The 13722-nt window shown below is 46.7% G+C and carries 9 protein-coding genes; all 9 read left to right on the top strand.

Annotated features, from left to right (window positions below; translation table 11 throughout):
- Window positions 1–86: 86 nt before the first annotated feature.
- The 9 genes from BGO59_RS01360 to BGO59_RS01320 all read left to right on the top strand — a co-directional run bounded on the left by BGO59_RS01360 (window position 87) and on the right by BGO59_RS01320 (window position 13722).
- On the top strand, window positions 87–779 hold the full coding sequence (locus BGO59_RS01360) for a DinB family protein (protein ID WP_293679384.1): 693 nt from the start codon (window positions 87–89) through the stop codon (window positions 777–779).
- A 58-nt stretch (window positions 780–837) separates the two neighbouring features.
- Window positions 838–1275: an ester cyclase gene (locus BGO59_RS01355; RefSeq protein ID WP_293679382.1), complete on the top strand. Its 438-nt coding sequence runs from the start codon at window positions 838–840 to the stop codon at window positions 1273–1275.
- A 642-nt stretch (window positions 1276–1917) separates the two neighbouring features.
- Entirely contained in the window at window positions 1918–2838 is a 921-nt protein-coding gene (locus BGO59_RS01350) for a histidine kinase (protein WP_293679380.1), read from the top strand.
- An 80-nt stretch (window positions 2839–2918) separates the two neighbouring features.
- Window positions 2919–3554 carry a response regulator transcription factor gene (locus BGO59_RS01345; RefSeq protein ID WP_080058176.1) on the top strand — a complete coding sequence of 212 codons (636 nt, stop codon included), beginning with the start codon at window positions 2919–2921 and terminating at the stop codon, window positions 3552–3554.
- Between the two features lie 27 nt (window positions 3555–3581).
- A complete protein-coding gene (locus BGO59_RS01340; protein ID WP_293679377.1) occupies window positions 3582–4118 on the top strand; it encodes a hypothetical protein in 537 nt (178 codons plus the stop codon).
- Between the two features lie 8 nt (window positions 4119–4126).
- A complete protein-coding gene (locus BGO59_RS01335) occupies window positions 4127–5053 on the top strand; it encodes a hypothetical protein (protein ID WP_080058174.1) in 927 nt (308 codons plus the stop codon).
- Between the two features lie 187 nt (window positions 5054–5240).
- On the top strand, window positions 5241–5735 hold the full coding sequence (locus tag BGO59_RS01330) for a hypothetical protein (RefSeq protein WP_293679374.1): 495 nt from the start codon (window positions 5241–5243) through the stop codon (window positions 5733–5735).
- A gap of 88 nt (window positions 5736–5823) precedes the next feature.
- Window positions 5824–7545, top strand: a complete 1722-nt coding sequence (locus BGO59_RS01325; protein ID WP_293679372.1) for a hypothetical protein — start codon at window positions 5824–5826, stop codon at window positions 7543–7545.
- A gap of 12 nt (window positions 7546–7557) precedes the next feature.
- Complete coding sequence (locus tag BGO59_RS01320) at window positions 7558–13722, top strand: hypothetical protein (RefSeq protein ID WP_293679370.1); 6165 nt, start codon at window positions 7558–7560, stop codon at window positions 13720–13722.

Genomic DNA, 13722 nt, shown 5'->3' with positions numbered 1-13722 from the left:
TCCAATAATTGCCGGATAGAAGCACTTCGCGGCAGGCGGCAGAATGTCGCAATTTTACAATGAGGCCATGGAATAGCCCTGTAGTTTTGACTCATCAATTACGCAGCAATACGATGAAGAACTACTGGACAATGGTATCCTTTTTTACCATCCGACAAATTGCTTACCTGGGTTTGGTGACAGCCTTGTTCAGCAGCCCGTTGCAGGCACAAACATCCACAACGACAAAGCTCTGGACTGAGGCCGATCGCCAATATACGGTTGATAACCTCAAACGAACCCGTGATCTGATCATACAGGAAACCGAAAACCTGAGTCCGGAGCAGTGGCGTTTTAAAGAATCGCCTGATCGGTGGAGTATCGGCGAAATTGTGGAACACCTCGCTTTGTGGGAAATAATCTGGGCTCGGGAAGTAAGTATGGGAAGCCGTAGTAAACCGCAGCCCGAACTAAATCGGACCAGTAAGCCTGATCAATATTATGCAGACTGGATCATGGAAGATACTCCGCATGTATCACCCGATTTCTCACGACCGACAGGCTTTATCGAAGGTAAAAACAACCTATTGTTTTTCCTGAAACTGCGTAATCAGACCATCTCGTTCGTGGAGAAAACCCAGGCCGATATGCGAGCGCAGTTTGAACTGACAGGGACCGATAGCCCTCGCAATATGCACCAGGTGTATATTTTTCAGTGGGGCCATGTGGATAGGCATCTGCGTCAGATTCGTAAGGTAAAGGCGCATACCAACTACCCGAAAGAAACGGCTGGAAAGTAGTGTCGTAAGGCTGAAGCTCATCTATTTTATAGTTTTAAAACACAATACTCTCATAATCATGGAAACTCTAAAACAGGAATCAGTAGCTGAATTAACCCGAAAAGGAGCGTGTCTGGCATTTTTCGAGGCTTATAGTAACCTTGATGTTGCCCGAATGATTAACCTCGCTACCCCCGATGCCACTGTGCATTTTATACCGCTTGGCAACGATGGGAAAGGGACTTTCTGGGAGTTTGGTAAAAACGTCTGGCAGTTGATTATGGATTGCTTTCCAAATGTTGACAATACGGTTGATGCCATTACTGCTGAAGGCGACCTGGTTACGTGTCTGGTCACAATTTCTGGTACGCAGGCCAACGAGTTTTTGGGGATACCCAGCAAGGGCCATACGTTCAATAGTGATCACGTCTTTGTTTTCCGTTTCGATCCATCCGACCGTATTACTCATGTCGATATTAACTGGGATAGCGCCCGGTTTGCCAGTCAGCTCTCCTAGGTATGGGGATAATTAGATACCTGAGATTGCAGAATGCTGGGATCTGACAAAACAGTCTGTTGATACGACTCGAAGCTAATTTGAGTCGTTTTTTTATGGAAGTAGCCGGGTTTAGTTTTAGCCGTAATACCGCTTTGTTTGATTACCCAATTGTCGGAGCGATAAAATAATGACTACTGGTGTGGCTGAATTCTATAACCCTGCTCGCTACCTGCTGACGAATGAACTCATAAATAGCCTGTTTGTGGATATAACTTTTCGCAGGAATGACTGAAGTTTGTTGGTTTTTCGACGTAACAGGCTGTTTATTAGCAGCGAAAATCCACTGATTGGCAACCAGAAAACACCTGTTCCGACGGCAGTATAGGGTACAGTGTAGAAGCAAACCGCCTGGAACGGAGCGACAACGTGTGGAAACTTGTACAGGTAACGACGCTGGTTTTAATGGTAAATCGCCGGTTTTGGGGTACTTATGGGCAAATGATGCGCAAAAGGTACGGACGTTTTGGCATAGTGATAGGTATGGTATTGCTTGTCGGAAATCTTTGTGCTCAGGTTTCCGTACAGGGTGTAACAGCGAATGGGAAGCCCCTTTCATATAGGCCTAATCAACCTATTCGGTTAGATGCGCTCGATAACGACGTGACATTTACTTTTCGGGCTAAGCCCGGAAGTGTGTATCAATATAAACTGGAAGGATTTGACCGTCAATGGATCAATAGTCAGTATCCTATTGCTCGTTACACGAATTTGGATGGCAATGAGTATGTACTGGCGGTGCGAACGCTTCAAGGTAATCGGGTGGTGGGCCAGGTGCGGGTGCGGGTTTCGGTGGAACGTGAGCTAACGGAGGAGTGGTGGTTCGTTCCGGCTATACTTGTGTATGCTGTATTGTTGCTGGGGGCGGCCATGTACTTTTTTATGTTGTATAACTTCCGGCAGAAGCTTAAAGTACAGTCCATACGATACCGAATTGCCGCTGATCTGCACGACGAAGTTGGCGCTACGTTGAGTAGCATCGCTATGGCAACCAACATGGTTAAACGAAAAATGGATGTTAATCAGGCCGATGTGGTAGCGTTGCTCGACACAATTAAAACGGACTCGGAAGAAACAATTCATACCATTCGTGATACAGTCTGGACAATCAACCCCGACAACGACTCACCCGATAAGCTATTCGAAAAAATGCGTTCGTTTGCCTTTCAGGTATTGACTGCCCGGGATATTGCATTACAGTTCGAGAATCAGATACCGTTCGATAAAAGCTTGAAAATTAGCATGGAACAACGCCGGAACCTGTATTTGATTTTTAAAGAGGCCATTAATAATATTGCTAAACATTCGCAGGCAACCAAAGTGCAAGTGCTGATTTCTCGCTCAGCCACCGGGCTTCATTGGCTGATTGCCGATAATGGCATTGGTTTCAATTTGATTCAACAGACCGGTGGTAACGGTCTGAAAAATTTTCGGAACCGAGCTGCCGAAAGTTTTATGGATCTGACCATTGACACGTCGTCTGGTAGTGGCTGTCGAATTTCGATAGTGGTGCCCGAGTTATAAGAAACCGCCAGAATTGGTGGGGGTTAAAAACCGAAAACAAGTAGACCTTTGGTCAATAAACGAATGACACCGAAACGATCATGATTCGTATCGTACTGTTTGAGGATAACAAAAGTTTTCGGCAAAACCTGAGCCTGTTTTTGGCCAGTCAGGACGATGTGTTTCTGGCGGGCTCTTATGGCGACGCCAACGAGGCTGTGGCCAAAATTCGAAAGCATAAACCCGATGTCGTGCTAATGGATATTCAGATGCCGGGTATTTCAGGTATCGAAGCGCTGCAGAATATAAAACTAGCTTATCCCGACACAAAAGTGTTGATGCAGACCGTGTTTGAGGATGAACATAAGGTGTTTGCAGCTATTTGCGGAGGAGCTTCAGGATACGTACTGAAAAGCCCCGATCCTGATGTAATGCTACAGGCCATTCGGGATGTTGCGGGTGGGGGAGCGCATATGTCGCCAACTATTGCTGCCAAAGTACTGACCATGTTTCAGCATCAGTTTGTACAGGCACAGCCTACCTATGTAGCCCTGACCGACCGCGAACGCGATGTGTTGGGCTGCATGGTAAAAGGAATGAGCTATAAAATGATTGCCGATGCCTGCTGTTTGAGTTATCATACAGTACACTGGCATGTAAAAAATATTTACGAAAAATTACACGTCAACTCTGCCCCTGAGGCAGTGGCAAAAGCTATTGAGGGCAAGTTGGTGTGAAGGACTAAAAAATAAAAATAGGTAACAATGAAAGAAAAACTTGAATGTTTGGGCGAGATGTTAGATGAAAACATGCCTAGTTTAGTGAACGATGCCAATAATTTTTTTTCTCCTATAGATAGGCTTCGAGGCTATCCTTACTCTCGAAGAGACAGGTACGAGGAATTTATTCGCAACCTTGATGATAACGAGATACTCATAACTCCGCTTATGTTCGATAACCAGGTACATACGCTGGCGTTTAGAATAATAAAGAGTGAGCATTCGGGTACAGAAGTTGCAGATCGATTTAGGCTTGACATAACTCCATTGTCAGGCAATACGGCTATTCCGAATGCACATGAGCATCAGATAGGACCGACGCTACTATTAGGCATGGACAAACCCGTCAATTCGTTTCAAACCAAAGCCCCATTGCTTACTTTCAGGCAGACGCTCATAGAGATGAAGGAATGTGTTTGTCGGCTGGGGCAATATGAGGGTGGGCAATTTGTTGTCTTTCTGCAAGCGCACTCTACAGAAACCCATTTTCCTACGCGTATTCCGGCCAGCTATGAAGCCTAATGAGTTATATGAGTTATAAAACATTTGAGCAATGGTATGCTTTACTCGGGTTTCTGGCTATAGTATTCGTCGGACTCATCTACCCCGTTTTAACGTTACGTTCTGAAGGTATAAGTGGCAGGAAGCGTATTGGTCAGCTTGTGCTGGGCCTAATCGTTGTTCTATCGCTGATTGCACCCTATCTGGCGGTTGTAGAAGAAGGTGAGCAGGCCAAATTGATTGACCAGTCTGGTTTGCTCACCAGCTTTTATACGTTTGTGCTGTTTTATCTGGCCTATCAGCAGCGGACATACCTACTAGCTGCTACACCTTATTTTTTCTGGTTTGTGTATGCCAGTGCGGTTTTTGTTGCCATAGAACTGCTCGCTCGATTTATATTACTGAGTGGGCAGTATCAGTTCGTGAAGGTTATTTTTCCTTATTTGAGTCGTATTGGTATTCAGGATTTTAATTTTCTTTCGCCAATCGATTATGTGCTGAAGTTTGCTGTTCTAAGTTTATTTTTCAGGGATGTACTGAAGCCTGAATCGTTAAAGAAAACCTATCAGTTTCTGGCTTATGGATTGGTGTTGTTTGAGCTGATACAGGTTTTCGTATTTAAAAGCTACCAGGGTTACGATTCGTTGTCGTCAACAGTAAAAAACAGTTTCTTGGTAGCTAGTACCACCCTGTTTCTTTATCGCTTTTACCAGACTACTTCTGTGACAATATCGTTGCAAAGAAATTCATATTTCTGGATTGGGATGGGATTATTAATGCCTGCATTGGCAGAGTTTTTTCTGGAGTTTATTTTTGAAAAACTATACCGAACAGATACGACTGAGTTTTATCGGTTGTATTTGCTCCGTAACACGAGCCAGTTAGGGGGAATCGTTTTATTACTACTAGCCACAACACGGGCTTCTTTACTGCGTTTCCTGCCAAACGACTATTGATTTCATGATCTCCTCATATTCTAGGCCACTCCCAACCGAGTGGCTTTTTTTGTGAACTAAAAAATACCACCATATCTGGTGGGTGCGCCGTGATCTAAACGTAGAGAACTTTGATGCAACAATTGGTAGCCAATCTCCTGGTCTATCGACACGACTCTCCATCAATCATTTAAAATTCTCTATATCCATGAACGCAAATCTTATTCGTAAGGCAATCGTTTCCAGCTGGCTTCTGGGTCTGTTCAGTATTGTGTGTTTTGTTAACTGCACTCAGGGCGACAGCGCTGATAGGGGCGAGTTAGTTGTAGATGATCGTGAAGCCAGTACCGAATTGGACGTGGTTTCACAATGGCGACGCATCCTTTCGGGTACTCGATTGAATTATTTTCATACGTATCGGTCTTACAGCGGTGGTTTTACACGCGTGATAAAAATGGATTTGTGTCCGGGTGGTTATTACAACTACTATGGTCAGGCAAGTTTCGATAATCAGGGGCCTGTCACTGAAACGGGTACCTGGGGTGTACAGGAAGCGGGCGGTCAGGTGCAACTCGTACTGACGCCAGAAGGTCAGCAAACCACATACTCGAACCTGGCTCTAAACGAGAAACAGAACGTATTGCTATGGAATAAAGAGTTTATTCCAGCTCGAACGGGCAAATACGGTCCCAGTTGCCAGTAAGACAATTGGGTAACAAAAACTCAAGCCTTACATGGTCCCTAACATGAGTCTAACGGCAGAAATGTAGGATATAAAATTACCTTTTCACATGCTCTTACCATTCATTAGAGGCATTATCCGGGCTCTTCTTTTGCTGACACTCTGTTTTGTGGGGAGTTCCATATATGTACAGGGGCAGAACTTGCAAGGCTTACATCAGCAGAAGCCCTTTAGTATACGAGGATCTCTATCGGCAGGTCTGACCTTCTATCAGGCGAACGGAATTACGAATAGGCGTCAACCAGTATCGTGGTATTTGTCTGGATCGCCGATCATTACCGTCTATGGGGTTGCCATGCCCTTTTCGCTGGTGGTGAGTGAGCAGGAACGCCGGTTTTCTCAGCCATTCAATCAGTACGGTGTATCCCCCTATTATAAATGGGCGAAGCTACATCTGGGCTATCGGAATATTCGGTTCTCGAACTACACACTGGGCGGGGCTAACTTTTGGGGTACAGGTGTAGAGTTAACGCCGGGACGTTGGCGAATTGGCGCTGTATACGGACGATTCAACCGGGCAGTCAATGAGGATACGGTAGTTCTTGAAGGACGTAACCAGTATGTTCGGCCAACATACCGAAGGGTAGGGTATGGCCTGAAGCTGGGTTATGGAAAGCCTGGTGACTATGTGGACATGACTTTCTTTAAAGCAACAGACGATATCAACTCTATTCAGGCTCCCTCACGTCAATCGTTAGTTACGCCCATGGAAAATATAGCGGCTGGTATCCATAGTCAGTTTGGTTTCTGGAAACATAAACTGACTTTCGACATTGACCTTGGGGCCAGTTTGCTTACCCGTAATCTGCTGCTGAGCCGTGGCAACTCCAGATTTACGATTCAGGGACTTGATAAACTGATATGGATCAATGAATCGACGGCTTTTTTTACGGCTGGCCAGGTTGCTGCCAATTATCAATTACGCCAAGGCGGCATCGGGTTAGTTTATCAGCGTATCGATCCTGACTATCAATCACTAGGCTCTTATTTCTTTCAGAATGACCTGGAGCAGATTACGATCAATCCTCGCTATTCGTTTTTGGCGGGACGCTTGAATTTGAGTGGTTCGTATGGTGTATCGCGTGATAACCTCAGCGGGCTGCGGGGCTTTACAACCCATCGAACCGTTGGGAGTGCTGCTCTGAGTTTTATTCCTGCTCCTGCCCTACAGGTCAATCTAGGTTATTCGAACTTTGGTTTAGGGCAGTTTCGAGGATTTGGGGATGCGTTCAACGACTCACTGGCGGTTAGTGTAATCAATGCGTCGTATACGGGTAGTGTTGCTTATCGACTCAGTAACCGGCAAATGAGTCACGGGCTAACCTTGTCTGGTACATATCAGAATACGAATGACCAAAATCAATACACGCGGCAATATACGGCGGCATCATCTGAATTGGCTTCTTTAACCTACAATCTAACCTGGCCTGTTCAACATATCAATGCTGCTATTTCGGGTAGTTATGTGGCAATTGAATCGTTTGGACGGAACATCGCTAATGTAGGCATAGCACTCAACCTGGGCCGTCAGTGGTTCAATGGCAAGTTACGAACTACGCTCAATCATTCTAATCAGAAACGTACCGCCAACGGACAGGCCGATGGGCAATTCATTAGTACCGGACTAAGTGTTGCCATTCGACAGGGGAAACAGAACCTGACAGTTAATGGATTTTATGTCTACAACCAGTATGGGTTCCAGGCCGACGGGCTCCAGTTTCGGACTTTCGCCGAATTACGTGGTAATCTGCTTTACGGAATCAGCTTCTAAAACACTTATTCCATGATCCGTCTTTACAAACAGTACCTCATGGGGCTTCTGCTTTGCCTGATTGGTATTTCCGGGCATGCCCAGAAATTGGTTGATGTGAGTGTTAGCCCACCTCCAAGCGCATATCGGGCGCTGTTGGTAGATGTGCAACGGGCATTCAATGAGGTAACCACTACTATACGAAACCGAACCAATCAACAGATCGACGTAAAGTTTCAGGTTCTACTAAAACATTCGACAAGCTCTTTCTCTATTCGATCCAATCAGGACGTTCTTCCCCTTACACTGTCGCCAAACGAACTTGTGCAGAAAACAGCCGAGGAGTTAGTCGCTCAGTTGTCGGTCAGTCAATTCACGGTTACGCTTCAGGATGGTCAGGAAAAAACGCTGGTTGAGTTTTATGCTAATAACCCTGAAACGATCATACCAGATGGTAGGTATGAACTCTGCGTTACTACCATTCCGGTTAATCTGAACCAGCAATTGATTGATATTCGAACGTGCAATTCCGTATTTCTTGATTTTAATGCCTGGGTGTCTCCCCAACTGAGGTCGATCAATAATGTACCCTGTCCTGATACATTACAACCCTTTGATCCTGCTCTAACTGCCTGGCAATTGCCCATTTCCTGGGACTGGATGGTTCCCCCCGGTCAGGTGGTCAATGGTAATTATAAATTTACACTCTACGTCGTTGAACTGCTCCCAAACGATACGCGTGATGCCAATCAGGTATTACAGGCTTTGCAGGACAACCCCGATGCATCGGATATAGTCGTTCGAAAAGAATTTACAGGAGCTATTGTTGGATATTGGTTTCAGGAGAATTTACTGCCACAACATTTCGCACCACGTCAGGGCATAACGGCAGGGCTACAGCTCGGCTATCGCTATGGGGTTTCAGTGCGGGTCGAAAACCAGATGGGGCATCAGGTCGATCTTCCAAACAAAGGATTTAGCCCCGTTTGTGTGTTCGTATATGGGCGAGCGTTAGTTAACGATCAGTCTGTCGCAGTTGTTAATCCAGACAATGATTTTGACGCCGTAATCCCCGATTGCGCCTGTTCTACCTCGGCTACAGTGGCCACTACACAGGGGGAGGTATACAGCCAGCCCTTAACCGACGAAACACGGATCAAGATGGGGTATTTCCGAATTAAGGTTAAGGGGAATGTAACCCCCACTGGTGGAAAATATAGCGGTGAGGGGAGCATAAAAATTAGCAATAATGGGCTAATGGGCCGTGTGCGCGTACGATTTACAAATCTTGAAATTCGTCGGATCAATGGCCTGCTGACGGCCGTTGGTGGGCAGGCCGAAGCTATCGAAGATGCGGGTTTCATTCCTGGGGAGATTCGGGCCTCATTTGGCGATGCTGTGCATGTTCGGATCGATTACAGTACGTTGCCCGTTGTTCGCGATGTGTTCGATGGGCTACAAAGCGCCAGTCGGTTTCTGGATCAGCTTACCAGCGATGAGGCTATTAGTCTTCCTTTTGGTATAGCTACCCATGTTGGCGACGACCCCCTCCGAGTAGGGGTATTCGGTATGACGTTTCTGCCCGACAGAGCCCACATTAATCTGATTCTGCAAACACCGCGTATGGGCGATCTCCAGCCGTTATATTTTGGTGCTAAACAGGTGTGTTTGTCTCCCAAAGGATTATCGGCCGATAGCACTACGTTTTATCTCGGTAGCGATCTGACAATCGAATCGAATCCTACCTATGAGCTGGCCTTTAAGGGGGCAGAAACCAGTATTACTTCCAGTAGTGTTTCGAATAGATCAACCAGTATTTCGCTTGGCTGTAACTGGACATTTCAACGAATCAATCTGGTCGGTGAAGTTACCCTCAAGTACGACTTTATTCGTCCGGTCAGCCGTCAAACAGCTAATTCACCAGCCACATCAGCGGGTAGCCAGTTTGTAAAAGCTACGTTCGGGGCCTCATTCAGTAATTTTCAGGATGTATTATTGTCGGCAAACGTAACCCCTTTTTTCTTCACAGCCGACTCTTCCTGGACGTTTTCGTTATCCGACGTCGCGCTTGATCTGTCGTCGAGCCGTAATCCGGAAACGATGGTTCTGACTGCTGCCGAACGTCCTGGTAATAGCGCGGCTGAAATTAATACCTGGACGGGGTTATATGCCGGTAACGTAAGCGTGGGTCTTCCTGCAACCCTGCAATCGGTATCCCGCCATTCGCTTACGGCCGGCTTCAAAGGGATGAAAATAGGTTTCAATGGGGGCGTATCTTTTACTGCTTACATGGCCAATCTGTTACAACTTGAGGGCGATTCGGCAGGAAGTTTGGCAGGGTGGCAGTTTTCCATCGATACATTGCGGATGAGCATGGAAAATAATCAGTTTCAGCCACCTGCGTTGGTGGGTAAGCTACGTTTTCCGCTATTTGATGACCCTTTTAGCTATCGGGCCTATTTTCCAACGGTGAGTGCAACCGACCCTACCCGTAAACTTCAGATTGATGTGCTGGTTGATGAGCGGGTCTCAATCCGGGCAGCAGCATTCAAATCCAGGTTTTCATTGACAGCGGGCTCTACAATTGAGTGCTCATTTACCCCGAAAAACTACCCCAATACGACACTAAAGGCGAGGTTGGTGGCCAATCTGAATGGAAACTGGACCATCGAAGACCCAGAGAAAGATGTGAGCTTTCAGGCACTGTCATTCACGGGGCTAAAATATGATTCGGACACGGGTTTCGACAAAAGCTCGTTTGTCGTTTCTCTAACGTCTGCTGTGGGTAATACCGCCAGTGCCACTCCCCAGCGAAACGTATGCGGTCATAAATTCAATGGGTTCAATGTTGAAATCAGCCAGATTGCTCCGTTGTTCGATGGGAAATTCGATGCTGCCGGAGGAGCTCGCTGTGGTTTGCAGTTTGCTATCGACGTAATGCTGGTAGGAGGGTGCAATGGACAACAAACAAGCAACGAGAGCTGGGGCTTTGGAGCTGGTACAACGCTTGAACTGACGGGTAAAGTGTCGTTGACCAACGGATCTCCCCGGATAGATAGTATTCAACTGGCTCTCAAAGCGATTCGGATTAATGTTGATGTAAGCGTTTGCCATGTATCGGGCAGTCTGGAATTTATTGAAAATGATGCGACGTATGGCAATGGTTTTCGGGGGTGTGTTGCCTTCAGGCTAGGTGTAGGCCTGAACGTAGAAGGAAGTGTAGGCGCTATTTTTGGCAAAGCCCTTCGGACCGACGATCCAACCCAACGATATACCTACTTTTCGATAGATGGCTATCTGGGCGGATTGCAGCTTATGCTAGGGCAATACCTGAAAATTACGGGTTTTATCGGAGGGCTTTCACTCAATATGGCCTTACGTGCCAACAACCCCAATCTGCCACCAATTGATGCGGTGGTCGACCGTTTTGCTAGTGCAGGGTCTTGTAATTCCAGTAGCCCACTAAGTGCTTTTCCGCTTGTTCCCAAGGAAGGGGCTATGCAGGTAATGTTCGGTTTGACATGTGCAGATGTGGCAGCAGGAGGCTGGGGTTTCAATGGAGGTATGGGAATGTTGGCAAGTATAAATAACCATGGTGGGGTTAACTCCCTGGCTGTAGGTGGGTTTATGGACTTTATTAAACCACCCCAGACCGCCTTTCTTTCGGTAATCAACGATGGGATGATGCTGCGTGGAAAACTGGGGTTGATGTATGACATTGTTAATAAAAAACTGACGGGTACTGCTCGGGTGTACATCAATGTAGCCAATGTACTGGTTGGTTCTGCCAGCACAGTAGCTATAGAAGGGCAACCTGCCGCATCGAATGAGCCTTTTCTGGCCGGTAAGGTAGCGTTATATCTGGGTGCCGATGATTGGTATATTTTCAATGGAAACCCCTGGTCACCAACCAATCATGGTGACCCCGGTGGATTACTCCAGAGTATGCCCCTTTATTCGGAAGTGAGCCTGATGATACCTGGTATCGATGTAGGATTGGGCAGTGCTGGTATGTATTTTGCCATGGGAAGCTATGGCCTATATGGATTGCCTCCGCTACCACCCGATAAAGGCAATTATTTCAAAATACCGCCCGACATTCGGGCCGAGTTGAATCGTACGAGGGGTGGTCGTCCCGACCCTAGCCTGACACACGGAGGCATTGCGTTTGGTGGCTGGATTGGCGGGGGTTTCCAGACCGACTGGTTTTTGGGATTCCGTGCCGGAGTGAACGTAAGTGCAGGCTTTGATGCGGCTTTGTTACGCTATACTGGTGCCGCTTCGTGCGTTGGATCGGGAGGCACTTTTGGAATCAACAACTTCTATGGGCGTGGGCAGGCATTTGCCTATGCTGATGGCTCGCTTCAGTTTAATTTTAATGATAAACTGTATGACATTGTTAAAGTCAATGCGAAGTTTATAGCTGACTTTGGTGGGCCTAATCCAAGCTGGATCGATGGTAAAATAGAGCTTACCAATAGCACTATCCAAAACGCAGCTTATGGTATTTTTTGGGGATTGGGCTTAGCCGTTGATGCCGTTTTAGATGATGAAAACAGTGATGGAACTCCTGCCGTAACGCAATTCCCTTTTAAGGCAGGAACTCCGTGCAGTCCGGGAGCAATCGACGAAAATCGTAGCGCTGGTACTGATCCGATCATTTCGCAGGTTATGCCTGGTGATTCTATCGAGAGTGGTCAGCCTATCATTGTTCGGCTCAATAAGCCTATTTACCAATACTTTGAGTGGTACAACCCCCGAACTCAACAGGTTGCCAGACGGCGGTGGTCGCTAAAATCCTATACACTTTCTCGTGCTAATGGTTCCGCAATTCCACTTACCGTTACGGAGCGTCTTAGCGAAAATGAATATGTATTTACGCCCGACGCCAATCAACGTCTGATTGCGGGTGGACTCGTCAGGTTTAAAGTTCGGTTTGTCGTACAGGATAAAACAGGCCCCGGTCGTAACGACTGGCGTGACACCGAATTTTATAATGAACAGATCGTATCGCTCACAATACGAGAAACGGATTACCATGTATCGGCTGCGGATGTACTTTTTAGTTATCCGGCTGCCGGACAACGGTTCTATCTGCCCAACGAGGGTAGTAATGATGAACGGTTTGTGCTGCTGAATCATAGCCATTTTGAGATAAATCAGCTATTTGCCGATCTGCATAGCAGTCAGTACACACGAAAAAATGTGGTACGAATTAAGGATGGCGAAACGCTGCTAGGTGAAGTCTCTTTCGAAGTACGATCTATGCCCAATAACCGGGGGGCGCTGGTGTTTAAACTACCCCAATTACCCACAAGCCGGGCCTTACGATTGGAGTTCTGGAAAATAGCGACTCCTCGATTGATCGTTCAGCAGGCGGGGTTAGCCAATACAGGGCAAGGGCTCGGGGTAAATGGACAGATTGCTGCCGGAAACTCGTCTCCAACCTTACAGGAAAAGGCTATACGAATTTACGAATACAGCTTCAGTACCAGTAAATACAGCACGTTTGCCGAGAAAATAGCAGCCACTCGTGTAAGCCCTTTTCGATCAAACGGTAACTGGAGTATGACATCGATTTTTTCATCGGACGAGGGCTGGGATTCCATCGATATCGGGCCTGGTAACCCACTCATAAGCGATGGTCGAGATTGGCTTCAACCGGCTATTGAAGCCAGAGTCCTAGCCAATACCCCCTGGTATCAGCAAGTTCGTACGCTGTTTGAACAGAAAAAGGCTCAGCTTGTAAATCAGAGTGGTAGCACTTCCGAAAATCTGTCTCGTAGAGTCATTATCGAAAATAGTTTGCGAATACTGGGCAATGATCCCGCCTTGCCCCCCCGGGCTAGCTTCAGAACAAGTAGCAATCGCTTGATAGTAGGCTTCGAGTTTAATCAGTATCTACGAGAAGTTGCTCAGGAGGTTGGTATTGAGTTGGTGGACCCTCCTGCCGAAAACTACACGGTTCGACTAACCTATAGCTATCCTAGCCTGGAATATTGGGTTAAGGTTACCGACGGAATCAATGTCTACAATAAACGTGATGGCCTTACCGCAACGCCATTGACCATCAATTACGAAGGTTACGAGAATGCTCAACAGCGCCTTAATCAGGCTATAGTTACTACTCAGCAAACGGTTAGTCGGGCAGCTACTACTATAAATCGGGCGGCTACTACCGTAAATACAATCAGATAA

Source organism: Spirosoma sp. 48-14 (genome assembly GCF_001898575.1).
GTDB lineage: Bacteria > Bacteroidota > Bacteroidia > Cytophagales > Spirosomataceae > Spirosoma.
Note: the sequence above shows the minus strand (reverse complement) of the source record. Positions and strands in the feature narration are given on the sequence as shown.